The organism is Olleya sp. KJ81-1, assembly GCF_055808135.1.
The window spans coordinates 885,478-911,671 of the sequence record NZ_CM147854.1 but is presented as its reverse complement, the minus strand read 5'-3'; the positions used below and the strand labels follow the sequence as shown (position 1 = coordinate 911,671).

Below are 26,194 nucleotides of genomic sequence, written 5' to 3'. Positions count from 1 at the left end.
ATAACGATGACTAAACAAATAGCCTTAATCCTTAAAAGCACAGCATTAATACTGGTATGTATTATGTTATCGTGTAATAATAATGAGTCAACAGTAATTCAAAAAAAGGTTGAAAAAGATAATTACAACGCTAAAAGCCATCCAAAATTAATTTTAACTGCTCAAGGCGTAAAAGATATTAGAGCCCAACTAGGTAACATTCCAATTTTTGATAAAACATTACAACTGGTTAAAGAAGAAGTTGATGCCGAAATTGCTTTGGGTATCGACACACCAATTCCGGTAGATTATTCTGGTGGATATACTCATGTAAAACATAAAAGTAACATGATTATTATGCAAAAAGCTGGTGTTTTATATCAAATTTTAGATGACCAGAAATATGCTAAATATGTAAAAGATATGTTGATGCAGTATGAAGCATTGTATAAAACATTACCATTACATCCAAAAACAAGGTCTTATGCCAGAGGTAAATTGTTTTGGCAGTGTTTAAATGACTCTAATTGGTTAGTGTATGTTAGTCAAGCTTATGATTGTATTTATAATTATTTAACTAAAGAAGAACGCAATACGCTGGAAACCAATTTATTCAGACCATTTGCAGATCACATCTCAATAGACAGTCCACAATTTTATCAAAGAGTACACAATCACAGTACCTGGGGAAATGCAGTTGTAGGAATGATTGGTTTAGTTATGGATGATCAAGAATTGACAGATCGTGCATTATATGGCATTAAAGATTTAAAATTAGACTCTAACAAAAAAGACGACGATGGTGGTTTTTTAAACAAAGATGGAAAAGCTGGTTTTTTAGCAAATATTGAAGAGCCTTTTTCGCCAGATGGTTATTATAATGAAGGACCTTATTATCAGCGCTATGCTATGTATCCTTTTTTAATTTTTGCTGAAGGATTACACAATGTAAAACCAGAGTTAAAAATATTTGAATATAAAGATGGTGTTTTACTTAAGTCAATTAATGCATTATTGAATTTATCTGATGCAGATGGAGATTTTTTTCCTTTAAATGATGGTCAAAAAGGGATGTCATATTACACAAGTGCGTTAGTCACAGCAGTAGATATTTCGTACCATTTTGGAACACAAGACCCTGGGTTATTAAGTATCGCTAAAGCACAAGATCGTGTCTTATTAGACGACTCTGGATTAGCTGTAGCACTTGGTATTAAAAATAATAAAGCCGCACCTTTTTCTAAAAAATCTATTAACCTATCTGATGGTCCAGAAGGAACACAAGGTGGTGTTGCAGTTTTAAGAAACGAAACTATAGAATTAGTATTTAAATATGCAGCGCAAGGATCAAGTCATGGGCATTATGATAAGTTATCCTATTCTTTATATGAAAATGGAGAAGAAGTTATACAAGATTATGGTTTAGCTAGATATGTAAACATTGAGCAAAAAGGAGGCGGAAATTACTTAAAAGAAAATAAAACTTGGGCAAAACAAACCATTGCACACAATACGATTACTCAAAATGAAACCTCTCACTTTGACGCAAAATATGAAGTTGGTAGTCAGTATCATTCTGTTTTAAATTATTTTTCTTCAGATAATAAAAATGTACAAGTAGCAAGTGCAAAAGATAGTAATGCTTATCCAAATACAGAACTTTTACGCACTATGGCAGTCATTAAAGACGAAGATTTTGAAAAACCATACGTATTAGATATAATGAAGGTGACTTCAGACAAGCCTAATAAATATGATTTCCCATATTATTTTTTAGGACAATTAATTCAGACAAATTTTGATTATAAAACACCTAATACATTAAATCCATTAGGTAGTAAAAATGGATATCAACATTTATTTGTTGAAGGTACAGCAAAAGCGACTAATGAGAATAGTCAACTATCATGGTTAAATAAAGGTAAGTTTTACACATTAACAACTTTGACAGAAGCAAATGATAACTTGTTGTTTACTAGGATTGGAGCAAATGATCCAGAATTTAATTTAAGACGTGAGGCAGCATTTATGGTCAGACGTAAAAATGCTAAAAACACCATTTTTGTATCCACTATAGAAGCACATGGAAGTTACAGTCCAGTAACTGAGTCTGCTATAAACTCCAACAGTAATATAAAGCAATTAAAGGTAGTCTTAAACTCGGAAGCCTATACAGCTATTCAAATTACAAATGTAAAGGGTATTACTAAATTATTTATAACAGCTAATACAAATGCTATAGTAGACGCAAAACATAAAGTTACAATTAACGATAAGGATTACGAATGGTCAGGTTCTTATTATTTTAAATAAAATAATTAAATACAAATAAAAATGAAAAGATTTAGCGAAAAGTACATTGTCGCAAAAGACATGGAATGGGAAACACTAGGAGGTGGTGTCTCCAGAAAATTTTTGGGTTATGACAATCAAATTATGATGGTAAGTGTAAAGTTTGAAAAAGGAGCTTTAGGTGCGCCTCATCAACATTTTCATACACAAGCTACGTATTGTGTTTCTGGAAAATTTGAATTTGAAATTGATGGCGTTAAGCAAATTGTTGAAGCTGGTGATGGTGTTTATATTGAACCAAATCTATTACATAGTGCAATTTGTTTAGAAGAAGGACAGCTAATAGATACTTTTAGCCCTGTGAGAGAAGATTTTTTAACAGGTGTTGGACCGTCGTATTTTTCGGATAAATAAGCATTATTATTTCTTATTTACCTACATGTTAGAAGGTTTTGGTTAAAAAAAGTAGTAATAGCGCAACGCACATTTATTTGCTATTTTAACACTAACATCCTCTATTTTAACATTTAAATTTTACGAAAACGTTGTAATTAACAAAATTTTATATATATTTGGTAAACCAGATTGGTAAACCAATTTGAATTATAGTAAATAAACAAAAAAAGGACAAGTTTAAAACTCATCCTTTTTATAAAAATACTTCTTTGACGGGAAGTTATTATGCAAAAACATAACATTACAAAAGTAACAAACATATTGATACTTGCCTAATATTTATGTTTTTAGTGAAACAAATTAATTAACTAAAACTTAAAAATTAATTATGAATTTAAAAGCTAAATCGGCACTATTTGCAATGCTCTTTATGTGTATTGCAGCTTTTGCGCAAGAAAAGTTAACAGTAAAAGGGGTAGTGGTTGACGCAGAGTACAATATGCCATTACCTAACGTTAATGTTATTATTGTAGGCACCAATACAGGAGCTAGTACAGATTTTGATGGTAATTATCAAATCGATGCTAAAGCTGGAGACGTTTTACAGTTTTCATATATTGGATATGCTGCTCAATCAGTAATTATTGATAAGCAAACACAAGTTAATATATCTTTAACTGTTGATGCTAATACTTTAGAAGAAGTTGTTGTAATTGGTTATGGTACTCAAAAGAAAAGCCATTTAACGGGTTCAATATCTAAGGTTGTAAATGATGATTTAGATCAAATCGCAGTACCTAGAGTTGATGATGCATTAATTGGTCAAGTGTCTGGTGTTAATATACAAGCAACATCTGCTGAGGCTGGAGCAGCACCAACCATTCGTATTAGAGGAACAGGATCTATTAATGCTAGTTCTGGTCCTGCTGTTGTAGTAGACGGAATTGTTGTTAGTTCTGATTTTCTTGGTAGTATTGATATGAACGATGTAGAGTCTTTTGAGGTTTTAAAAGATGCAGCATCTGCAGCAATATATGGTAGTGAAGGTTCAAACGGAGTTATAATTATTACAACAAAAAGTGGTAAGGATGGAAAAACTAAGTTTAGTTATGACACCTATACAGGATTTAAAGAAGCACACGATAGTGATAACTATAAAAAAAGCGTAAGTGATTGGGCTGCTAAAGAATTAGCCGAAACTGGTGAACTTTCAGAAAGAACACAGTACATGCAATTATTAGTTAGTACTTTAGGTGTGGACAGAGATTGGCAAGATGTGTTTTTTGATGGAGGTAAAATTACTAGCCATTCGCTTTCTGCTAGAGGTGGTAACAAAAACACAAAGTTTAGTACAGCATTAAGATATTCTCATGATGAAGGTGTTGTATTAACAGATGACTATAAAGTATATAGCTTTAAACTAAAAGTAGATACAAAGCTAAACGAAAAATTAAAATTTGGTGCAAGTCTTACGCCTTCTTACTCTAAAAGAAGAGCATTACCAACATCAATTCACAATCCTATAAGACAGTCTCCTTGGTTACCAATTTATCATACTGAAGAGTCGCTTCAATTTGTAAATCAAGACGATCCTTCTGCAAATTACTATTTTCCAGATCTACAAGTAGGAGATTACTTTTTAGAAGATCATTTAATGGAGCTTGATTTAGATGGAGATGGTAGTTCTACTAGACCACGTACATCTGGAGATGCTAATGCTTACGCACAGTATGCTGAAAGAGAGCATTATGAATTTAACAATAAGCTTTTAGGTTCTACATATTTAAGTTATGAAATTTTAGACGGACTGACAGCTAAAACATCACTTGGTGTTACGTTAGAAGGAAGAAAAAGAACGCGTTGGAATGGTACACAACACCACCAAAATGGAGCAAGTAGAGCATCTTACGAGTTGCAAAACAGAGAATCTAGACGTATAATATCAGATAACACTTTATCATATTCTAAAGATTTTGGAAACCATGAGTTTGATTTCCTTGCAGGTTTTACAGTTCAAAACCGAAGAATTGAAAACAGTGCAGTAGAAGGTTCTGGTTATACTAATGACTTAATTAAAAATCTTAATGCAGCAACTACTATTGCTAGCTACGGAGAATATAATATCGAAAAAAATAAAATCGGTTATTTTGGAAGGGTAAACTATGCATATAACGACAAGTATTTGTTATCAGCGTCATTTAGACGTGATGCAAGTTCTGTATTTGGAGCAAGTACAAAATGGGGTAATTTCCCAGCATTATCTTTAGGTTGGAATGTATCTAACGAAGATTTTTTAAGCGAAAGCGATGTTGTAAACAACTTAAAATTAAGAGTAAGTTACGGTCTTACAGGTAATGAAAACTTTGATACAGGAAGTGATCTTACAGATTGGTACGCATACTTATCTTTATTAAACGACTCAAATGCTATTATAGATGGTAACGTTACTACAGGTTTTTCTCCAGCTAATATTGCAAATGCAGAGTTAAGATGGGAAGCTTCAAAAGAGTTTAATCCAGGTATTGACTTTGGATTATTTAACAACAAAATTAGTGGTTCTTTAGATTATTATAAAAGAACAAGTAATGACTTATTGTTAAACAACCCAGTATCTTACACGACAGGTTTTTCTGAAGGTATTGTAAACTTAGGAGAAGTTGTAAATAGTGGTTTTGAATTAGAGTTTAGAACAAAAAATATTTCGACAGAAAACTTTAGATGGAACACAACTTTAATCGCTTCAACAAACAAAAATGAATTAACTGATTATGGTGATTCAAATGGTGCAACTCCAGAAGATACATTTGGTAGAAATTCACAATGGATAAACCTAGTAGGTAACCCAATATCATCGTTTTATGGTTATGTAGTAGATACAGAATTAGCAAACCAATACTGGGAGTCTCCTTACTTCCCAATTAATGGACAATCACAAGATGTAATTGTAAAAGATTTAAATGGTGATGGTTTAATTACAGAAGAAGATAAAGCAATCTTAGGTAATCCTTACCCAGAATTAGTTTGGAGTTTAACTAATGAGTTTAGTTATGATCAATTTGATTTTTCATTCATGGTTCAAGGTAGTCATGGTGCAGAGGTTAAAAACATTGGAGACCAATATTTTGCTACACATTGGCAAGGTGCAACGACTAGTCCGCAAGAAGTAGTCGATGCAGGAATTATTCCAGATGCTTCATTTTTACAAGAAAGAGTATTAACAGATGACGTGGTACAAAGTGCATCTTACTTTTCTTTAAGAAACATCAACTTAGGTTATACTTTACCAGATGACATAACAGAAAGAATTGGTTTATCTAAATTAAGAGTTTATGCTACTGCTCAAAACTTATTATACATTACGTCTAGTGAGTATAATGGATTTAACCCAGAGTTTGTAGATGATGATACACCAACACAATATGGTGCACAAAGAGCAGGTACACCTATTTTTAAAACTATCTCTTTTGGTTTAAACGTAGACTTTTAATTAAAAAAAACATATAAATTATGAAACATATAAAATATATAGCGGTCTTAGTTTCAGGAATGATGTTATTTTCTTGTAACGATGATTTTCTAAACCCAACGCCAGACTCAGTAGTAGTAGTTGATCAGTTTTTTAATAACGATGACGATGTACTTGCTGGAATTATCGGAATTTACGATGCTATTCAAGGCGTAAATGAAGATACCGAAACTAACTCTTCAAATTTTAATAGAGGTGTACAGTTTGAATATCTTTTAACAGAAATGAGAACTGATAATACTAGATCTGCTACAACAGAAGGATCTAAAGCAGATTTTCATAGATATCTAGTAGATGCAAATAATGTGGAAGTAGAGGATTACTATGCTAGTTCTTACGAAATCATTTTTAGAGCAAATACTGTTTTAAATTATATTGAAAAAGCAGATGCAGCAAATAGAGCATCTTACACAGCTGAAGCTAAATTTTTAAGAGCATACGCTTACTTTAACCTAGTACGTTTATTTGGTGATGTACCATTAATTACATCTGTAGTTGGTCCAGAAGAAACAGATGTACTTTTTACAAGAGTTAGTACTTCAACTATTTACACTGTTATAATTGAAGACTTACAAGAAGCAATATTAAATTTAAATAGTACTTATAAGTCAAGAGCATCTACTGCAGCTGCACAAGCATTATTAGCTAAAGTATATTTAACTAAACAATCACCAGATTATTTAGGCGCTCAACAATTATGCGAATCAATAATACAAAGCATGCAATTTTCATTAATGCCAAACTTTCATGATGTATATTATTCAGAATTAAACGATGAAATACTATTTGCAATTGGTTATGTAGCAGGTAACACTGCAGAGAGTCAAGGATTCTCATCAGAGTTTACAACATCTGTTGGTAGACAAGATGGATTAAATGTAATTAATGATAATTTAATTGCGGACTTCGGACTTTATGGAGGAGATAGAACAGCAGAATCTTACATTACTGTTGGTTCTTTCTACGAAGTAGCTAAGTTTTTACCTAATGGTTTTGGATTAGCAGATAATTATGGTCCAAATCCACGTCAAGCAGGAAACGATTGGATTGTATCACGTTATGCAGATGTATTATTAATGCATGTAGAAGCTATTATGGCAGGTGGTGCGCAAACAACAGTACAAGCAGCAAGAGATTCTTTTAACGAAGTTAGATTAAGAGCTAATATGCCAACGATAGATGCTCCAGATGCGATAACTAAACAAGATTTAATTAATGAAAGACGTGTAGAATTGGCTTTTGAAAACCATAGATTCTTTGATTTAGTAAGATTTGGAATTGCAAACTCAGTATTAAGTGCACATGCTACAGAGATGGACTACACTTTTAATACAAGAGATTTATTACTACCTATTCCAGCTAGAGAAATTAATATAAGTAATGGACTTTTAAGTCAAAACCCAGGATATTAAAACATAAAAAAATATGAAAAACAAAGTTAATATTATTCGTACGACTACGTTTTTACTTGTAAGCATGATAATGTCATTCACTTTTACAAGTTGCGAAGATCAATTTGAGTTTGAGTTACCAGACGCTAATTCAAAAGTAGACACTGTTTTACCAACTGCAAATTTTACATATGCAGCAGATATAGATGATTTTAAAAAGATTTATTTCTCTGATTTATCATCAGAATCTACAATGTATTTGTGGGATTTTGGTGGAGGTGTAACAACAACGGATCAAGATCCTACTTATACATTTGAAGCAGGAGAAGGGACTTATCCAGTTACTTTAACAACAAGTGACGCTAATGGTGCATCAGACACAGTAACAATAGATGTTGTGGTGTTTGAACCAGAAGAGCCTTTAGCTATCATACCTGTTATTTTAGAACCAAGTTTTGAGGATAATACATTACCTGATGGTTCAGGAGATGGTCGTGATTCTTGGAAAAACTCTAACTTAGGTGGTGTAATTCAAATTAATACAAGTAGCACTGTTCCAGATGGTGGACAAGCAGCTAAATTTCCAGGAGCAGGAGACAGAATTGGTTACCAAGAAATTGAAGTATCTCCAAACACAGATTACGTGATTTCTTACTCTTATAGACTAGAAGCTGCTGGTGGATCATGTACAGTTGCAATACTTGCAGGTGGTGGATTTACTACACAAGCTGAAACAGATGCAGCAATCTTACAATCTTTTACAGGATCTGCAGAAGCTTACACGCCAGTAAACATTATGTTTAATTCTGGTGCTAATAACACAGTAAGTATTTACATCACAAATCAAGGTGAAGAGGCTAGAGTAGATAATTTTACAGCCGATTTACAATAATTAATAACATTCAATAAATATTAAAGACTGAAACTTATGCGTATAAAACTTAAATTAATAGTCTTGTTTGTTTTTGTTTCAGTCTTCAATGCTAACTGTCAATCTAATAAGGTTGTTACAGAGTCTAAAGTTGAATCAAAAAAGAAGAAGAAAAAAAGAAAAGAAATAGATATAAACTACCAAACATAGATTTAACCCATTGGAAAGTAACAACTCCTGCTGGTGATGGTAAAAAGCCACAAGAAGTGTCTCCTCCAGAAATTATGGATTATGCTACAAATGAATCGTTAAAACCTTATATGTATAACGATTCTACAAAAGGAGCAATTGTTTTTTATGCATTTCCAAGTAGCGCAACCACTGCAAATACTAAATACTCTAGGTCAGAACTAAGAGAGCAAATGGTATCTGGAGAGAATAATGTTAATTGGACATTCAAGCAAGGTGGTTATATGAAAGGAAAATTAGCAATAGATGATATTTCTAAAGATAGTGATGGTAAATATCATCGCACTATCATTATGCAAATTCATGGTAGATTGACTAATGAACAAAGAGATTTAATAGGAGAGAAAGATAATAATGCACCACCAATTCTTAAAATTTATTGGGACAAAGGAAAGATTAGAGTAAAAACAAAAGTCCTTAAAAACTTAGATGCAACAGAAGAAGAAATGTTACATGAAGATGCTTGGGATGATGACGAAGGATTTAATTTTGAGCAAGAAGTAGGATTCAAAAAATTTACTTTAGAAGTGGAAGTTTCTGACGGAAAAATGGTGGTTATTTTAAATGAAAATGAATACAAAGTTTACGAAGATATCCACATGAAAAAATGGGGTGTTTTTGAAAACTATTTTAAAGCAGGAAACTATTTGCAAACCAGAGATGAAGGGGCTTTTGCAAAAGTTAGATATTATGATTTAGAAGTCAAACACTAAAAATATTTGATTAGTCTTGTTGTTAAGTTAGGCTTTATAGGTCATTAAAAAGACCGTAAAGTTTAGCTTAATAATTAAATAAAAGTCTACTCAGAATTCTTAAATTTGACATGAAAAGTTAAATAAATAAAATGTTATTTATATGAAATTGGAAATCCTTACAAAAAACGAAAATTTTAATATTCAGAAGACAATAATTGCTAACATCAGAGATTTAATTAATAAAAAAAATCTTGAACCTGGAGATAAATTGCCAGCTGAACGTATGTTATCAGAAATGTTTGAAGTTTCTAGAAGTAATGTAAGGGAAGCCATTCAAAAATTAGAATTTTATGGTCTGTTAAAATCAATTCCGCAAAGCGGAACATTTGTAGCAAATATTGGAGTCATAGCACTTAATGGTATGATAGAGGATATTTTAAGATTAGAGGATCCTGATTTTAAATCGTTAGTCGAAACCCGAATTTTGTTAGAATTAAAAACGGTTAGATTAGCAGCTTTAAGACGTACAGATGAAGATTTAGAAAAAATGAAATCTGCCTTAGATGCTTATAAAAATAAAGTAGTTAATAAAGAAGATGCAGTTCAAGAAGATTTGTTATTTCACTTAGCTATTGCAAGAGCTAGTAGAAATAGTACAATGAATACTTTTATGTTAATCATCACTCCAGAAATAATTACAAATTTTGAAAAGTATCATGTTTGTGATAAAAATCTATCTCAAACAGCTATTAAAGAACACGAATTAATTTTTGAAGCAATTAAAAATCAAGACCCAATTGAAGCTAAACAAGCAATGAAAAATCACTTTAACGAACTGTATAAATACTGTTATAACTTATAAAATAAACAGATGATAATTTAAGATCGTTAATTCTCAAATTATTTTCAATCAAAAACAATATAAATTAAGTTAATCAACTGATAATGAGTAGTTACTTGTTATTCGGTTTAGACTTTTATTTTTTTAAATTAAAAAAAACATGAAATTAAAAGGACTTAGATGGTGGGTAGTTGGACTTGTAGCTTTGGTTGCAGTTGTTAACTACATAGACAGACAAGCTTTTGGAGCACTTTGGCCTGAAATTGCTAAAGATCTATTTCCAGACATGGATCAAGATGGACATAAGTTAATATTTGGAACAATATCAACAGTTTTTATATTATCATATGCTGGTGGTCAGGCATTGTTTGGTAAAATCTTTGATTGGATTGGTACCAGAATGGGATTTGCACTTTCAATAGGTGTGTGGTCTATAGCAACAATGTTTCATGCATTTGCACAAGGTATGCTAAGTTTTTCAATTTTTAGATCAATATTAGGTTTAGCTGAAGCTGGTAATTGGCCAGGAGCAGCTAAAGCAAATGCAGAGTGGTTCTCCTACTAAAGAGCGTGCTTTAGCACAAGGCGTATTTAATTCTGGAGCTGCAATTGGAGGTATTGTTGCCTACCCTGTTATAGGACTATTATCTGCTTATTTAGAGTGGAAAGCTATATTTATAGTTGTAGGTGCTCTTGGATTATTATGGTTAATCCCTTGGTTATACATTGTAAAGTCAGGACCAAAAACACATCCATGGTTATCTGAGGATGAAAGAAAATACATTCTTTCTGGACAAAAAAATCAAGACTTAGATGAAGACGGAAATTACGATGATGGTTATGTACCAACAACTGCACAACTTCTTAAACATAAAGAAAGTTGGGGAGTAATTATTGCATCAGCAGCATTAGATCCTATATGGTGGTTATTTATAGTATGGATACCAATTTATTTATCTGAAGTCTTTGGATTAAACGTTAAAGAAATCGCATTTTCTGCTTGGTTACCTTACGTTGGTGCTATGATTGGTGCTTGGGCTGGTGGTCTGATAGCGCAAAATAGATTAACAGCAGGTTGGTCAGTGGATAAAACTAGAAAAATGGTAATTACATTAGGATGTTTAATTATGATTCCTTGTTTCTTTTTACTTAAAGCACCAGGATCTGCTACAACTGCAGTAATTATAATGGCAGTGTTACTTTTTGGATTTCAAATAGCAATCGGAAATATCCAAACGTTACCTAGTGATATGTTTGGAGGAAAAATAGTAGGAACATTATCAGGTTTTGCTGGTATGGCTGCAAAATTAGGTGCTGCAGGATTAACTCTTTTAGTAACGTTTATAACAACAGGAGGTAATTATACTCCCGCTTTTTTAATAGGAGGCGCTTTAGCAATAATTGCATTATTGGCTATTTGGATATTATGTCCTAAAATAGAACCTTTAAAACCAAGTAATTAATTAAGCATATAGATTTTTAAATATAGAATAACAACAATAAAAACAATTAGAAATGAGTAATACAAACGGAAAAGTAGCTATAGTAACAGGAGCCACAGGTGGAATTGGTTTTGAAGTAGCAAAACGATTAGGAAAAGATGGCTATACTGTAATCTTAAACGGTATTGATGATGCAGCTGGAGCTGAAAAACTAAAAGAATTAGTAGGTTTAGGTATCACTGCAGAATATTACGGTTTTGATGTTACAAGTGAAGCCCAAGTAACAGAAAACATCGTTAAAATTGGAGAAAAATATGGTCGTATTGATGTACTTGTTAATAATGCAGGTGGATTAGGTGGTCGTTCTAGATTTGAAGAAATGACAACTGAGTTTTACAGAAACGTAATGGCATTAAACTTAGACTCTGTATTTTTTGCTTCTAGAGCTGCAATTCCTTTTCTTAAAAAAGGAGAACATCCTTCAATAATAAACTATACATCAAATGCAGGATGGACTGCAGGTGGACCAGGAGCAGGAATTTATGGTACGTCTAAAGCAGGTGTGCATGCCATTACAAGAGCATTAGCTAAAGATTTAGCAGAATACGGAATACGTGTTAATGCTGTATCTCCAGGTACAATTGATACACCTTTTCATGCACAAATTAAAGCGACTAAGCCAGAAGTATTTGCATCTTGGGCAAATAATATTATGTTAGGTAGATTAGGTCAGCCAGAAGATGTAGCAGGTGTAATTTCATTCTTAGCTAGTAAGGATGCTTCATTTATCACAGCAGAAACTATCCAAATTGGTGGTGGTCAAGCATTAGGTATTTAATAACCTAAATTTATAAAGTCAGATTGTTTTGTTTAGTCAATTGATTATCTTCACGGTAATACAATAGATTTAAGCAAAACAATCTGGCTTTTAATACAATTAATAGAATAGTAATCAAATTTATAAAATGAGTAAAATTGTCACATTCGGAGAAATAATGCTTAGACTTTCAACAGAACGTCATTTGCGGTTTTCTCAAGCAAAAACATTTGCTGCCTCTTATGGTGGTGGAGAATTTAATGTAGCAGTATCATTAGCAAATTATGGTATTCCTGTTGAATTTGTAACCCGATTACCTGATAACGAAATTGGCGCTTGTGCACTTAAAGAGATGCGCAAATTTAATGTCGATTCTAAAAACATAATTTATGGAGGTGATCGTCTAGGTATTTATTATTTAGAAACTGGAGCAGGTACACGTGGTAGTAATGTGGTTTATGATAGAGCTCACAGTTCTATGTCAACTATTCAAACTGGATCCATAGATTGGGAAGCGGTCTTAAAAGATGCGACTTGGTTTCATTGGAGTGGTATAACACCTGCAATATCTCAATCTGCTGCAGATGAGTGTTTAATCGCCTTAAAAGTTGCTAATAAATTAGGGATTACAATTTCTTCAGATTTAAATTATAGATCCAAATTATGGCAATATGGTAAGACTCCAGATCAAATTATGCCAGAACTTTTAAAATATAGTAATGTAATTTTAGGCGATATTGATACTGCATTTTTTATGTTAGGTAAAGATAAAGTAGACCCTAATTATCAAAACGAAAAATCGTTGCCAGCTTTATACGACCAATTATTTAAATTATGTCCTAATTTAAAAACTGTAGCGACTACATTAAGATATTCGGTTAGTGCATCGCACCAACGTATTGGAGGCGTATTATATGACGGAAAAACAATTTATAATGCAGATGTTAAAGAGGTAACTCCTGTTGTAGATAGGGTAGGAAGTGGAGATGCATTTATGGGTGGATTGATTTATGGTTTAGTAAATGACGATACAGATAAACAAAAAGCATTAAATATAGCAGTAGCAGCTTGCTGTTTAAAACATACTATTTCTGGTGACCTTAATTTAGTAACACTTAACGACATAGAAAAATTATTAAGTGGTGATTCATCAGGAAAAGTTTCAAGATAAAAAACAATAACATGGCACAATATTCAAGAATAGAAGTTGCATCAGTAATGCAAAAGACAGGCTTAGTTCCTTTATTTTATAATGAAGACATAGAAGTCAGTAAAAAAATATTAAAAGCATGTTACGATGGTGGTGCAAGACTTTTAGAGTTTACAAGTAGAGGAGACTTTGCTTTTGAAACCTTTGCAGCACTAAACAAATATGCTATTGCTAATTTACCTGGAATGATTTTAGGTGTTGGCTCAATTACAGATGCTGCAGCTGCATCATTATATATGCAATTAGGAGCAAATTTTATTGTAACACCAGTATTAAGAGAGGATATTGCTTTAGTATGCAATCGCAGAAAAGTATTATGGTCTGCAGGTTGTGCAACATTAACAGAAATAGCTAGAGCAGAAGAGTTAGGTTGTGAAATAGTAAAATTATTTCCTGGTAATGCTTACAATCCAAGTTATGTAAAAGCAATAAAAGGACCATGTAGTTGGACTAGTATTATGCCAACTGGAGGAGTAGAACCTACACAACAAAGTTTAGAATCTTGGTTTAATGCAGGAGTAACGTGTGTTGGTATAGGCTCAAAACTAATAGCAAAAGATAAAGATGGTAACTATGATTTAGACACCATTACTAACCTTACAAAAACAGCAATTAATATTATTAAAACGCTTAAAAAGTAAGTTTTACTACCTATAAATTTAGCATTTACAAGTATATTTGCACTATAAAGCAGCTTCTAAACAGGCTGCTTTTAATATATGACTAAATATGAAAGTCTAAATAATAAAAGTATGCAAAAAAAAGCAATATTTTATATGACTATCAGCGCATTAGGATTTGCACTATTAAATGTTTTAGTCAAACAATCTAGCCATTTTAATGTTAATCAAGTGGTATTTTTTAGATCCATTGGGACCTTATTTTTTACTGTTCCGTTTTTACTAAAAAACAAGATAAATTTTTTAGGAAATAAAAAAGGTTTATTAATTGCTAGAGGAGTAGTTGGCTGTATTGCTATGACATTGTTTTTTATGTCTCTTAATCATCTATCCATGGGATCTGCAGTATCCATTAGGTATATTTCTCCCATATTTGCAGCTTTTTTTGCAATATTTTTACTAAAAGAACATATCAAATACTTTCAATGGATATGTTTTTTTATAGCCTTTTTGGGAGTAGTTATACTAAAAGGATTTGATAATAATATTGATACTTTAGGCTTATTATATGCATTATTATCTGCTGTTTTTACTGGATTAGTTTATATTATAATCCGTAAAATTGGAAGCCATGATCATCCCATTGTTGTAGTAAATTATTTTATGATTATTTCTGCAATCATTGGAGGCGTGTTAAGTATAAACCATTGGACAAATCCACAAGGTATGGAATGGGTTTTATTGCTAAGCTTAGGAATCTTTGGTTATTTTGGACAACTATACATGACTAAAGCTTTACAAAATGCCGAAATTAATCAAGTTGCACCATTAAAATATATTGAAGTTGTATTTACAATGATAATTGGAGCTATTTGGTTACAAGAAATCTATACGCTAATTAGCTTACTTGGTATAATTTTAATTATTCTGGGATTAACTTTAAATATTGTTTTAAAAACGAAATTTAAATAAAGTATTCTATTTATAGTTTATCGTCTATAAATTAAGTCGTCGATGAATATTACTTTTTAATTTGAAGTAATTGATTTACAGTATATCGTTTCAAATTCCGAATAAAACTATTTATCATGTATTTCTAACAATAGAAGAGGTTTTGAAATATTCTATTTTACATAATATAAATTATAGTACATTTTTATAACAATTAGCGAATAGCACTTTTTTGTGCTATTTTACATAGTTGCAGATATAATGTCTTTAGACTTATATCGATAGATAAATCGACTTCAGGAGATTCACGAACTCCAATTTATTTAAATATAAAATCGTGAGTAATTATGTAAAAGCTAATTGTGGCTTCGTTAGATTAATTTAGATCTCTAGCTTTTATATTTATGCTATTTGTATAAATTAAATATTCTGTACAATCATTCAATATTTTTTAAATACGCGATTCTCAGGAGTGTGAATTTTCATACAATAAATAGCGAATCAAATTTTAATAGATTTGTTACAAATTATGTAAAATAGAAATAAACGATATGTTCTTCAAAAATTATAAAACAAATAGCTGTTTAATAATACAATCTAAAATCAAGTAGTTTACACAATTTGTAATGTCTTTGATGTAATTCTTCCACAACATCAAACATATTATCATCTTCTTTAAATAAATTAAAAAAGGCAATATCAAGATTAGAGCTGGTTATTCCGTTATATTCATAACCATAACCAGAGATAGCTTTTGCTCCAGTAATATCTAAAAAATATTGTGCTTCTTCTTCATCTAAATCCAACACTTTAGCATTGGAAAAATGTAGAATCTTGCCTTGTAATCTTCCTTCAAAAAGCTCTGCAACTTCTTGTAAACTATAATTATAATCGTTTAGAATAATACTATTAGCTTCGCCTGGAATTACTAGATAAATTATTTCATAATCATTAAAGTTATGATCGTCCAAGACCAATGCATTTAGGTTAGATTCTAAACCTTCAATAGAGTCGCATGTGTTATAAATACTGGCAACACCATACTGTGATGTTAATAAGTCTAGTTTGTTTTGCGTTTCTGTTACAGTTTCAATCTCTTCATCTTCAACTGCTTCAAGACAGTAAATAAAATAGTCTGTTTCTAATACTTGTGTTTGTGGTAATTGCTGTTTTTTATCTAACAAATCTTATTTTTTATGCTTAATATATTGACTACAAAAATAATACATATCTTCTGTTTTTTAGGTGATTTTAACTTAGTCATAAGACTACTTAAAACTTTAAAATTTAGAGCACACGATTATAAATTATCCAAAACACCAAGTGCAGCCTTCTCTCCTGCTATCATAGCAGCATTTAAAGACCCATTTAATTGTATATCTCCTGCTAGAAAAATTGTATCAGTCAAACACGTTTGTGATGGTAAAAGGTTGTACTGTAAATTTTGTAATTTAGGTAAAGACATTGGGATTTTATAATGCTTGATAAGTTTAATCACATCAATACCACAATACTGTTTTAATTCGGTTTGAACACGTTGTATCAATTTATCTGAAGACAAGTTTTGATTATCTACAACAGTAACAGATAGCAACTCTTTATTACCCTTTAAATCGGAAGCAAGGCTAGTGTGATAAAAAATGTTATTTATTACTGTATCTTTTTCAGGGATTAAACCAATTAAAGGTTTATTAATAACTCTACTTTCAGTTTCAAAATACAAAGTATCACAGCTTTGCCAGTCTGTTACTTTTTTGTTTAGTTTATTAACTAATTTACTAGGTTCTGTTGCTATAATGGTAAAATCACTTTTAATCTTTTGCCCATCTTCAAGAGTTATATCGCTATCATTAACAGTTGCCACTTTTGTATTAAATTTAAACGTGGTACGCTTTAAATTATTTGATAGTTGTTTTGGTATGGCTTGCATTCCTCCTTTTGGCAACGCTGCGTCACCTTCACCAAACATTTTATATACAAATTCAAACATCCTGCTAGAGGTTTCTAATTTTTTTCTAGAAAGATTCCGCTAAAAAAAGGATTAAAAAAGTCATTTATCATTTTTGAAGAAAAACCAAAATCTATTAAATAGGATTTTGTGGTTTGTTCTTTGCTTGAAAATATTTCTGAAAGTGATTTTTTCTTTAATTTAATATTAAGTTTCAGAATCTTTAATTTATCAGAAAGGGTTCCTACTCTAGCAAATACCGTCGATAATAATAATGACTTATCTCTTAGAGGATCTCCAATACTATTTTGTTTTCCATTTTTAAAAATTGAAGCTCCTGGAATAAACGTTTGTAATTGTAAGGCTTCAAGATTAAGATATTTTTGTGCAGCAGGATAAGCAGTTAATAATACCTGAAAACCATGATCTAATTGATAACCTTCTACAATATCTGTTTTTACTCGGCCTCCAATACTGTCTGTTGTTTCAATAATAACAGGAGAAAATCCATTTTTTTCTAAAACAGTTGCAGCAATTAAGCCACTAATTCCAGCTCCAACAATGTGTATTTTATAATCCTGTTTATTCACTATACGTTTTTTTTGTTTAATTATTTTTATGTAAAGATAAACAAAATTAGTATTTTTGAGAGTAGTTATTTAAAGTTATAAACCAATAAAGCCATCATTATCATGAATTATTTAATTATTACACTTCAAATTATAGTAGGTATAAGTATACTTAACGTATGGCTATTACAGTATAACAAGGCTACCAAATGGCGAGGCGGAAATGCTAAAACCTTAATGGAAGAGTTTCGCGTTTATGGATTATCAAAACAAATGTGTTACGTCATTGGTTTTTTTAAGTTAACACTTGCTGTTTTATTAATTTGTGCTATTTGGTTTCCTGCTTTAAAACAACCAGCAGCTTTAGGATTAGCTGTACTTTTATCGGGATCTGTTGTGATGCACTTTAAGATAAACGATCCATTAATTAAGTCTTTTCCGGCAGCTTTGTTTTTAATGTTATGCCTTGTTATTGCATTTGCATAATGCTGACTATGAGACTATTTTGTAATAATATTGTACGCTTATATATAAATTTATAACTGCGAATAATAGAGATGGTAGGGATCGTAATATGCTATCCTTAATTTTTATTCTAACTAAAAAGCCTAAAAACATTAAAATTGATAATCCTGCAGCAGCTATTACTGTTACTATTGGAAATAAGAAATAACCTAAAATTAGACCTAACGCGCCTAACAATTGTAATATACCTGTTAGCTGTCTTTGTTTGTCTAAACCAAATCTGACAAACTCGTCTTTCATTGTTTGAGAAACAAGGCAATTAATACCGTAAAATAAAAAGGCACAGCTAGATAATAGTATTGCTAAATTTAAAAGACTCATTTAAAGTATGTTATAAGATGTTTAATAAAAAAAGCTAGAAACCTTATTTAAGGTTTTCTAGCTTTTTCATAACTTCTTCAGCTTCAAACGTTTTTTGGTCACTTAGTTTTCTGTTTGTAGTAGATAACGTGTGGGCTTCTTTTAAAAGCGTTTCATATTTAGCTTGTAATTTTTCTTTTTCTGATTTCTTTTTAAATATTCCGAACATAGATTTTAATCTTTTATACTAATAACACCTTTTATATTATTGTATAAAGATACAATATGTTTAACTATACATTGTTAAAGTTAAACAAAAGTATTGAATAAAATTTCTTTTTTTAGTAGACCCTCTGCTCTTATATTTTTAATACCTTAATAAACCATAATTTTCTTAACTAATTGCTTGTTTCCATGTTTTATTTTTACAAAATATAGTCCATTTGATTGGTTTTTAAAGTCGATCAATGTATCCTCTATTTCTTTAATGGTATTGATTACTTTAATGGTTTTACCAGTTATTTCAAATACTTCTATTTGGGACAACTTATTATCAAATTGTTTATTTAAAAGTTTAACCACTCTATCCGTTGGACTGTATACTATTTTTAATGCATCTATTGTAAATTCAGTATTGCTTAACGTATAATTACAAGCATTAAATATATCGTATATGTTCTCTCCTGAAGCGTTAACCGTTATTAACCTATTACCTCCTGATACTGTTGCACAAGAGTCGTCAGGTCCTGGTGTTTCGTCATTCCCCCAACCTGCTGCACTCAAGTATTTGTATTCAAATGTTATTGGATAGTCTGCAGGTGTTGGAAAACGTAATGTAGCACTATGAATATTTGAGTTAGCATTTGGAAACGACAATACGCTAGGATTCCAGTCAGTTAACCAACCTGCCATATGTACATTTCCGGCAGCAATAGTCCCTTCACTTGCCATATCTACATTAAAAGTAACTTCAAATCCTGTTCCTGATGTATTACAACCGTTAAAAGGTACTGGTTCTAAAATAACATCTAAGTTAGAATTATTAATATACAAGTATCTATCACCATTTGATGGTGCACATGGGTAATTTGCAGACTCTTCTGTTCCCCAAGTATTCCCATTTAAAAATTTGTAACGATGCCAACCTTCATTTAGTGGTATGGTTACAGAATAGATACCTGTTGCGCCTTCTTCCGTAAGCATAGTAGCATCTGTAGACCATCCATTAATTGTTCCTACAACATGAATTCCGTCTGCACTTATTGTCTGGCCAGTCATATCTACCTTTAGGGTAACATTAACTTGTGAAAAACTTTGTATTGATATTAAAATGGTAAGAATTATTAATCCTTTGAAGTAATTTTTTTCATAATAATAAATTGTTTAGATTAATAAACTAGTGTCTGCATAGCATGCGGTAATATTGTATTTTGAATTTGCGAACCACCAACAATTAATTTATAATCAATTGGACTGTCTGTTTTATTCATTAATACTGTTACAATTTGTCCATCAGGATTTTGAAACGATGTACTTTCAATTGTACTTCTGCTAGTAGTTGTACTAATTCGTTTTGCTTTTGACTTTATGAATTTTGAAAAATGACCTATATAATAATACGTTGGTGTATATATAAGTTCGTTATTTTGAGTGTCTGCATGTATTGGTGCAAAACAAAAATTTTGAACATGGTTTGGTCCTCCTTTTTCATTTAATAGGATGTTCCAATCGGTCCAACCTACTGTTCCACTATTAAAATCATTAATCATAGAGTTACCATAACGCTCTGCATTAGACCAACGATTATATTGAGTGGGATCAAATTTTTCTTGACATCCTTCGGTAAACAGTAAATTCATTTCAGGAAAAGATGCTTTAATATTTTTTAAATTATCGTATTTAGGTTCTCCACCAGTCCAAGTTTCATACCAATGAAAACCAATTCCCCAAGCGTATTTTATAGCTTCTGGATCTTCAAAAATCGTATTAGCTCTATGCGATATTAAATCTCTATTATGGTCCCAAACCACAATATTTTTATCACCTAAATTATTTTTTTCAAATGTTGGGCCTAAATTATTTTTTAAGAAATCACGCTCCTCCTCTGCTGTATAAATACAAGATTCCCAGCGTTGTTTAGCCATGGGTTCATTTTGGATTGTTACACCCCAAACAGGTATACCTTCTGCTTCATAGGCTTGAATAAATTTAACAAAATAGTTGGCCCAAGTTTGGTAATATTCTGGTAATAATTTTCCTCCTTGTAGCATGTGATTATTAGATTTCATAAATGCTGGAGGACTCCATGGACTAGCATAAAACACAAGATCGTCTTTAATTATTGCTTGTGCTTTTTTAATCATAGGAACACGTTTTTCTAGATCTTTTTCAATAGAAAACGTTTTCAAATCACTATCGCCTTCTTCTATATAGGTATGGCTTCCCAATCCAAAATCGCTACTATGAATACTAGTTCTAATAATATTATAGTTAATACCTTCTTCTGAATAATAGGCCTTAAGTAGCTCGTCTTGTTTATCTTTACTTAATAATGAAAATACTTCTGCAGACGCATCTGTAATAGCGCCACCAATACCTAAAAATTCTTGAAATTGTTTTTTAGGATTAACAAATATGGCTACTTCCGTTTCTAAAGGTTGTTGTGCGTTATTAAAAGTCTTTAAACTATCTAAAGACAACCTTTTATCTGTGTTTTCTGCGGTAGTATAAACTTTTGCGTCTTTACCCAATAAGTTAATTTGCTGCTTAGCAACAGTTTCTTTTTTAACCGATTGAGTGTTATCGTTTTGACTTTGAGTATCTGCGTCTACGTTTTTGCAAGCAAATACTGTAGCGACTACAAATAATATATAAAAACAGTTTTTAATCATTTTATTTTTTTAATTACCAAACAAAAGTTGCTACAGCACCAGCTGGCATTGTAACTGAAATTGGTTGAGTTTCTACGTTTATATTAAGGGATTTTTGTACATCAGAGTTATTTAGTACAATAACAACAATCTTATTATCAGGAGTTTTATAAGCAACATTAGGAAATTCAAAAGACGTATTAGATTCTATTCTAACAGAACCTGCTGGTACAAATTTTGAAGCATGTGCAATAATATAATATCCAGGATTACGTTGTACTGAATTCCCATCGATAGTAATGGCACCTAAACATTCTGTACAACCTCCATCAGTATGAGGGTTATTGTTTGGATCTGCAGCTAAATTCCATTGTAACACGTTTTTGCTCCAATGTCTTGGTGCTCCAACAATTAACTCTCTAACATGCCAACGTATATCAGAATAGAAGTCTCCTGGTGCTTGTATCCACTGCTCTGTGAAATACACATTTTTGTCAGGATGTGCGTTGTGAACAAGAGACATATTACTTATTTGACCTGCATATAAATGAAACGCTGAACCATCAACATAATTTTTTGCTGAAGCATCATTTAAAATAGAAATCGGGTAATCGGGATTATCTAAATTATGATCAAATAGAATAATTTTAGTAGAGATGTTTTCCGTTTGAAATACAGGTCCTAAGTTATTTTTAATAAAATCTTTTTGTTGGTAAGCACTCATTACCATACTTGGATTATTGTATGGGTTTTCTGGTTCGTTTTGTATTGTAATGGCATCTATAATAATACCTTGAGCAGCCATAGCCTCTATATATTTTACAAAGTAATTAGCATAGGTATTATAATACTGTGGTAATAATACTCCTCCTATTGTTGAGTTGTTGTCTTTCATCCATGTTGGTGCAGACCAAGGTGTTGCTAGTATTTTAATATTAGGATTTATAGCTAAAATCTCATTTAATACAGGAACTAAATTGGTCATATCTGGATTTATTGAAAAATTATCTAAATTCTCATCCGTTTGACCACTTGGTAAGTCATTATAACTAAATGTGGTTGCATCCAAATCTGATGCTCCAATACTAATTCTTAAATAACTAATACCAATACTGTTATCTCCTGAACCAAAAAGTTCTTGTAATAATTCAGATCTTGAACTAGTGGACATATTGTTAATTAACATAGCACTTCCTCCTGTTAATGTATATCCAAAACCATCCATTTCTTGATAGCTTGTACTTTCTGTTACGTTAATAGTAAAGTTAGAGTTTGCTACCATTGGAAACAACCCATTTGTAGTTGCTTTAAGTAGATTAGCTTGGTCTGGTGAAGTTAAATAAAAATCAACGTTAACATCTGCTATTGTAGGTGGTGGATACGTTTTAATATCATCTTCGTTGCAAGCTTGAAAGGCAACTAGAAGAAGCAAAGTAATGTAAAATTTCAAATTATATCGTTTTAATAAATTCATAAATATTATCTTTTTATTGTGCAAATTCGTAGGTTCCTGTTTGATAATCATCATTTAAAATTATGGTTACCGTATAAGATCCATCTGTAGTAATATTAAGTAGATTGGATCCACCTCCATTTATAAGGTTTCCGGTTAATGCTGTTGGATTATCACTACCAAAATCTAAATCCCAAGGACTTATAAATTTGCTATCATATCCTGCTGTCAGATTTGTGGTTACAGTATATGTATTAGGATGATTATAAGTCATTGCAATCTCTTGGCGATCATCCCAAACTTGCCAATGAAACAATTTAATGTTGTAATACGTCCACGTCAAAGTAGGAGCACTAAAATCTATACTAAATTGTAAAGCTCTGTCAGTGATGACTGAAAAAGTATTATTACTCTCTATCAGAGTTAAAGTATCAGAAACTAAATCGCCATCTGGTGTCGTACTATCTGCAAGAGGTTGGTTAATCGTATAGGAAGTTCCGCTACCATCTGCTGCACTATTTAAACTGTAAACATTATTAGCTTGCATAGGTATGTAGTGGTTTGAACTAAAGGTGTCACCATCTAATGAAAATTCTTCTATCATATTTCCGTTTTCAAATAAAAACAATTGAGTTGGCGTTACTATTGGCTCTATAATTGTATCATCTATTTCAAATGAATAATTATAATTGTCTGCAGATAAATCTAACGTCACAAAATATAACCCTAGTGGGTTGTTTGATATATCTTGAACTGATACTCCTTGACTACTAGCATCAGCTTCTAAAACAAGCGTATTGGTTGTACCAACAATTTGTTTTAATAAATACGACCAATCTCCATTAGCTCTAAATACAAATCCACCAGATTCTAACAGGTTTATTGAAGCTTTCCATACACTATTACCTTGATATTCTAAGGGTTGGTCTCCTCCCCAACCACCAGTAATAGGTGTACCAACCATACTCCAAAAATTAATTTGTAATAACTCGTAAGTGTTTGTGTCAAGATCTACTTTTATTCTAAACTGTCCAGAAGTGCTAGCTACTATTGCATCACCAAACGGAACTATATTACCTTCACTACCACCAAATTGCAAAGCAGGAAGAGAGCGCTCACTATAAAATTTATAGTTTTCTCCAGCAATTAAACTGGTGTAAACCTCATAAATATTAGATAAATCTCCATCACTATTTGTTAAACGCTTTAATGCAATTGCTTGAGATAAATCGTTATTGTTTTCGGTTGCTGTTCCTGAAATATACAAGCTTTGTGGTAGCATATCGTTTTCAAAACGCGTCATATTAACATTAGTAAATGCCATACTAGTTTTACTTAAACTAGTGGCTTGTACAGCTACGGTTAATGATGCGTTTTCGTTAGCAGGAAAACCTGAAAAAGCTAAAGCCTGATCTAAAGCTTCATAACTAATGGATAATGAAGTGTTGATTCCGTTATTTGAGGATTCTGAAATAAAAATTGGTTCAGAAAAATCCACTGTACCTTCTTGTAATAACATTACCCTGTAGGTAACAGCGTAACCTAATGATGACTCTGCTGCTTCCCAACTAAAAGTAACAGATTCAGTAGGTGTGTCTTGATCTAAAACAATACTTTGCTCAGATGTTGGTGTTAAAATTACAGGAGCACTTAGGTCCCATTCTCCCTCAGGTTGTAAGTTTCCTTCAGTTTCACAGGAATAATATGTAAAACTAAGTAGTATGCTAAATATTACAATACATATGTTTTTTGTTTTCATAGCTAATTATTAAAGTGGGTTTTGTGTTAGAGCTGGGTTTCTATCTAATTCTTGTTGCGGAATTGGTAATAATTTTTTAGCATCAGTCATATTATAATTTACCTGATTACCAGTTCTTAAGTCAATTTCTACCAAATTATTCATTGTTGAAATTAAAGCATTATATCTAGCAAGATCATCCCAACGTTGACCTTCTTGAAATAATTCTAATCGTCTTTCTTTAAGTATGGTTTCTCTTAAAACTTGTTGAGAGTTACTTTGTGCATTAGTTAAATCAGGTAATTCAGCTCTAGATCTTATTCTATTTACTTCTGTTATTGCAGCTTGAAGTTGATTGGTTTCATTTAAGGCTTCAGCTTTAAGTAAAACAATATCACCATAACGAATTAGATAGGTATTATCAGAACTTGCAAAACCATTGGCATTTTTCCATTTATAACTAAATGGAATTACAGATCCTTGTGTATTCCCCCAAAATTCGTCAACCCATTGGACTGACTCAAATAAAATAGAAGCATTTTTTCTAACAATATCACCTTCAGTATCAAAAGCATTAATTAGGTCTACAGATGGAGTAACAAATTTTCTCCAGGAATCACCACTTACAGATGGTGGTAATAATAATTGTGGTCCATAATTACCTTCATTACCTCCAAGATATTGCACCTCAATTATTGATTCTGCGTTATTATAATTATTACCACTAAATAAATCGTTATATGCTATTAATTGATAGTTAGCGCTACTAGTCTCTACAGCTTGTATGTGTGATAAAACAGCATTATAATCTGGATTAGGTTGTTGTGCATATGCTTTAGCTGCTAAAGCATGAGCTGCACCAGATGTCGCTCTAGCTTTATTTATACTAGCATCATTACTGTAGGTTTCAGGTAATAAGGTTGCTGCTAGCTCTAAATCTGCTATTATTTGTGCATAAACGGTTTCTTGTGTTGCTCTTGGGATATTAACAGCATTTGCATCTGTTGATGTTATTGTATTAGTAATTAATGGAACGCCTCCCCATAATTTAACTAAGGTAAAATAATGGTAAGCACGTAAAAAGATGGCTTCACCTTTTATTTGGTTTTTGCGTGCTTCAGTAAGTAAAGGGTCAGAAATATTACTAACACGCTCAATTACCAAATTAGCTTTTGAGATTGCATTGTATAGATTAGACCAATGTGTAAATATTCTAGAATGTGTAGCAGGAATTGTAATATTATCTATTTGAAAAACCTCTGGATTGTCACCACCTGCATAACAATTATCCGAACGTACATCTTGAAACAATAAATAATCCCAAACATAATATTCTGAAGATTGAAAGGACTCATAAGCACCTACTAATGCTGCCTCTATTTGGCTTGCTGTTTCATAGGCATTACCACTAGTTTCCTCTGAAATAGGTTGAAGGTCTAAAAAGTCTTCACAACCAACCATTGTTGTTAGCAGTAATCCTAAAGTTAATATTTTAAATAGTTTCATAACTG

The 26,194-nt window shown here is 31.6% G+C and carries 22 protein-coding genes and 1 pseudogene; 13 read left to right on the top strand and 10 right to left on the bottom strand.

All coding sequences use genetic code 11. The features are described from left to right. Positions 1-6 precede the first annotated feature (6 nt). The 12 genes and pseudogenes from AC0L3M_RS04235 (at position 7) to AC0L3M_RS04180 (ending at position 15,301) form a co-directional block, all read left to right on the top strand. Positions 7-2,292 (top strand): alginate lyase family protein, encoded by a 2,286-nt coding sequence (locus AC0L3M_RS04235; protein ID WP_473431954.1) that lies wholly within the window; start codon positions 7-9, stop codon positions 2,290-2,292. 21 nt (positions 2,293-2,313) lie between these two features. After that, a complete protein-coding gene (locus tag AC0L3M_RS04230) occupies positions 2,314-2,685 on the top strand; it encodes a cupin domain-containing protein (protein ID WP_145001713.1) in 372 nt (123 codons plus the stop codon). Between the two features lie 370 nt (positions 2,686-3,055). Further along, complete coding sequence (locus AC0L3M_RS04225) at positions 3,056-6,154, top strand: SusC/RagA family TonB-linked outer membrane protein (RefSeq protein ID WP_473431953.1); 3,099 nt, start codon at positions 3,056-3,058, stop codon at positions 6,152-6,154. Positions 6,155-6,174: 20 nt separating this feature from the next. Beyond that, positions 6,175-7,605 (top strand): RagB/SusD family nutrient uptake outer membrane protein, encoded by a 1,431-nt coding sequence (locus AC0L3M_RS04220; protein WP_341586591.1) that lies wholly within the window; start codon positions 6,175-6,177, stop codon positions 7,603-7,605. A 13-nt stretch (positions 7,606-7,618) separates the two neighbouring features. After that, positions 7,619-8,476: a PKD domain-containing protein gene (locus tag AC0L3M_RS04215; RefSeq protein ID WP_145001710.1), complete on the top strand. Its 858-nt coding sequence runs from the start codon at positions 7,619-7,621 to the stop codon at positions 8,474-8,476. A 245-nt stretch (positions 8,477-8,721) separates the two neighbouring features. Continuing rightward, entirely contained in the window at positions 8,722-9,417 is a 696-nt protein-coding gene (locus tag AC0L3M_RS04210; protein ID WP_473431952.1) for a polysaccharide lyase family 7 protein, read from the top strand. Between the two features lie 142 nt (positions 9,418-9,559). Next, the gene (locus AC0L3M_RS04205) at positions 9,560-10,261 is read left to right on the top strand and encodes a FadR/GntR family transcriptional regulator (protein WP_473431951.1); all 702 of its coding nucleotides are present in this window, start codon (positions 9,560-9,562) and stop codon (positions 10,259-10,261) included. A gap of 139 nt (positions 10,262-10,400) precedes the next feature. Then, positions 10,401-11,703: pseudogene (locus AC0L3M_RS04200) on the top strand (MFS transporter). A 52-nt stretch (positions 11,704-11,755) separates the two neighbouring features. After that, entirely contained in the window at positions 11,756-12,520 is a 765-nt protein-coding gene (locus AC0L3M_RS04195; RefSeq protein WP_145001706.1) for an SDR family NAD(P)-dependent oxidoreductase, read from the top strand. A 127-nt stretch (positions 12,521-12,647) separates the two neighbouring features. Continuing rightward, a complete protein-coding gene (locus AC0L3M_RS04190; RefSeq protein ID WP_473431950.1) occupies positions 12,648-13,670 on the top strand; it encodes a PfkB family carbohydrate kinase in 1,023 nt (340 codons plus the stop codon). An 11-nt stretch (positions 13,671-13,681) separates the two neighbouring features. Continuing rightward, positions 13,682-14,350: a bifunctional 4-hydroxy-2-oxoglutarate aldolase/2-dehydro-3-deoxy-phosphogluconate aldolase gene (locus AC0L3M_RS04185; protein WP_145001704.1), complete on the top strand. Its 669-nt coding sequence runs from the start codon at positions 13,682-13,684 to the stop codon at positions 14,348-14,350. 111 nt (positions 14,351-14,461) lie between these two features. Continuing rightward, positions 14,462-15,301 carry a DMT family transporter gene (locus AC0L3M_RS04180; RefSeq protein ID WP_473431949.1) on the top strand — a complete coding sequence of 280 codons (840 nt, stop codon included), beginning with the start codon at positions 14,462-14,464 and terminating at the stop codon, positions 15,299-15,301. Between the two features lie 563 nt (positions 15,302-15,864). Here AC0L3M_RS04180 and AC0L3M_RS04175 read toward each other — a convergent pair. From AC0L3M_RS04175 to AC0L3M_RS04165, 3 genes are all read right to left on the bottom strand, one after another. Continuing rightward, positions 15,865-16,464: a DUF6642 family protein gene (locus AC0L3M_RS04175; protein ID WP_473431948.1), complete on the bottom strand. Its 600-nt coding sequence runs from the start codon at positions 16,462-16,464 to the stop codon at positions 15,865-15,867. 116 nt (positions 16,465-16,580) lie between these two features. After that, a complete protein-coding gene (locus AC0L3M_RS04170) occupies positions 16,581-17,270 on the bottom strand; it encodes an FAD-dependent oxidoreductase (protein WP_473431947.1) in 690 nt (229 codons plus the stop codon). 14 nt (positions 17,271-17,284) lie between these two features. Then, positions 17,285-17,818 carry an NAD(P)-binding protein gene (locus AC0L3M_RS04165; RefSeq protein WP_473431946.1) on the bottom strand — a complete coding sequence of 178 codons (534 nt, stop codon included), beginning with the start codon at positions 17,816-17,818 and terminating at the stop codon, positions 17,285-17,287. A 102-nt stretch (positions 17,819-17,920) separates the two neighbouring features. On the opposite strand from AC0L3M_RS04165, the gene AC0L3M_RS04160 reads away from it, so the two are divergent. Next, on the top strand, positions 17,921-18,283 hold the full coding sequence (locus AC0L3M_RS04160) for a DoxX family protein (protein ID WP_473431945.1): 363 nt from the start codon (positions 17,921-17,923) through the stop codon (positions 18,281-18,283). Between the two features lie 6 nt (positions 18,284-18,289). Here the strand turns inward: AC0L3M_RS04160 and AC0L3M_RS04155 are convergent, their stop codons facing one another. The 7 genes from AC0L3M_RS04155 to AC0L3M_RS04125 form a co-directional block, all read right to left on the bottom strand. Continuing rightward, positions 18,290-18,643: a DoxX family protein gene (locus tag AC0L3M_RS04155; protein WP_473431944.1), complete on the bottom strand. Its 354-nt coding sequence runs from the start codon at positions 18,641-18,643 to the stop codon at positions 18,290-18,292. 43 nt (positions 18,644-18,686) lie between these two features. After that, positions 18,687-18,851 carry a Lacal_2735 family protein gene (locus AC0L3M_RS04150; RefSeq protein ID WP_473431943.1) on the bottom strand — a complete coding sequence of 55 codons (165 nt, stop codon included), beginning with the start codon at positions 18,849-18,851 and terminating at the stop codon, positions 18,687-18,689. A gap of 146 nt (positions 18,852-18,997) precedes the next feature. Then, on the bottom strand, positions 18,998-19,900 hold the full coding sequence (locus tag AC0L3M_RS04145; protein WP_473431942.1) for a T9SS type A sorting domain-containing protein: 903 nt from the start codon (positions 19,898-19,900) through the stop codon (positions 18,998-19,000). Positions 19,901-20,010: 110 nt separating this feature from the next. Further along, a complete protein-coding gene (locus tag AC0L3M_RS04140; protein WP_473431941.1) occupies positions 20,011-21,513 on the bottom strand; it encodes a glycoside hydrolase family 30 protein in 1,503 nt (500 codons plus the stop codon). A gap of 13 nt (positions 21,514-21,526) precedes the next feature. Beyond that, the gene (locus AC0L3M_RS04135) at positions 21,527-22,942 is read right to left on the bottom strand and encodes a glycoside hydrolase family 30 protein (RefSeq protein ID WP_473431940.1); all 1,416 of its coding nucleotides are present in this window, start codon (positions 22,940-22,942) and stop codon (positions 21,527-21,529) included. A 37-nt stretch (positions 22,943-22,979) separates the two neighbouring features. Next, positions 22,980-24,704 carry a SusE domain-containing protein gene (locus tag AC0L3M_RS04130; protein ID WP_473431939.1) on the bottom strand — a complete coding sequence of 575 codons (1,725 nt, stop codon included), beginning with the start codon at positions 24,702-24,704 and terminating at the stop codon, positions 22,980-22,982. A gap of 9 nt (positions 24,705-24,713) precedes the next feature. Beyond that, on the bottom strand, positions 24,714-26,189 hold the full coding sequence (locus AC0L3M_RS04125; RefSeq protein ID WP_473431938.1) for a RagB/SusD family nutrient uptake outer membrane protein: 1,476 nt from the start codon (positions 26,187-26,189) through the stop codon (positions 24,714-24,716). Positions 26,190-26,194 lie beyond the last annotated feature (5 nt).

Excerpts from the sequence above, each read along its gene's own strand:
- AC0L3M_RS04220 (WP_341586591.1), top strand. The coding sequence starts at position 6,175 with ATGAAACATATAAAATATATAGCGGTCTTAGTTTCAGGAATGATGTTA.
- AC0L3M_RS04195 (WP_145001706.1), top strand. The coding sequence starts at position 11,756 with ATGAGTAATACAAACGGAAAAGTAGCTATAGTAACAGGAGCCACAGGT.
- AC0L3M_RS04145 (WP_473431942.1), bottom strand. The coding sequence starts at position 19,900 with ATGACTGGCCAGACAATAAGTGCAGACGGAATTCATGTTGTAGGAACA.
- AC0L3M_RS04205 (WP_473431951.1), top strand. The coding sequence starts at position 9,560 with ATGAAATTGGAAATCCTTACAAAAAACGAAAATTTTAATATTCAGAAG.
- AC0L3M_RS04225 (WP_473431953.1), top strand. The coding sequence starts at position 3,056 with ATGAATTTAAAAGCTAAATCGGCACTATTTGCAATGCTCTTTATGTGT.
- AC0L3M_RS04155 (WP_473431944.1), bottom strand. The coding sequence starts at position 18,643 with ATGAGTCTTTTAAATTTAGCAATACTATTATCTAGCTGTGCCTTTTTA.
- AC0L3M_RS04140 (WP_473431941.1), bottom strand. The coding sequence starts at position 21,513 with ATGATTAAAAACTGTTTTTATATATTATTTGTAGTCGCTACAGTATTT.
- AC0L3M_RS04180 (WP_473431949.1), top strand. The coding sequence starts at position 14,462 with ATGCAAAAAAAAGCAATATTTTATATGACTATCAGCGCATTAGGATTT.
- AC0L3M_RS04185 (WP_145001704.1), top strand. The coding sequence starts at position 13,682 with ATGGCACAATATTCAAGAATAGAAGTTGCATCAGTAATGCAAAAGACA.
- AC0L3M_RS04170 (WP_473431947.1), bottom strand. The coding sequence starts at position 17,270 with ATGTTTGAATTTGTATATAAAATGTTTGGTGAAGGTGACGCAGCGTTG.
- AC0L3M_RS04150 (WP_473431943.1), bottom strand. The coding sequence starts at position 18,851 with ATGTTCGGAATATTTAAAAAGAAATCAGAAAAAGAAAAATTACAAGCT.
- AC0L3M_RS04160 (WP_473431945.1), top strand. The coding sequence starts at position 17,921 with ATGAATTATTTAATTATTACACTTCAAATTATAGTAGGTATAAGTATA.
- AC0L3M_RS04235 (WP_473431954.1), top strand. The coding sequence starts at position 7 with ATGACTAAACAAATAGCCTTAATCCTTAAAAGCACAGCATTAATACTG.
- AC0L3M_RS04190 (WP_473431950.1), top strand. The coding sequence starts at position 12,648 with ATGAGTAAAATTGTCACATTCGGAGAAATAATGCTTAGACTTTCAACA.
- AC0L3M_RS04125 (WP_473431938.1), bottom strand. The coding sequence starts at position 26,189 with ATGAAACTATTTAAAATATTAACTTTAGGATTACTGCTAACAACAATG.
- AC0L3M_RS04230 (WP_145001713.1), top strand. The coding sequence starts at position 2,314 with ATGAAAAGATTTAGCGAAAAGTACATTGTCGCAAAAGACATGGAATGG.
- AC0L3M_RS04215 (WP_145001710.1), top strand. The coding sequence starts at position 7,619 with ATGAAAAACAAAGTTAATATTATTCGTACGACTACGTTTTTACTTGTA.
- AC0L3M_RS04130 (WP_473431939.1), bottom strand. The coding sequence starts at position 24,704 with ATGAAAACAAAAAACATATGTATTGTAATATTTAGCATACTACTTAGT.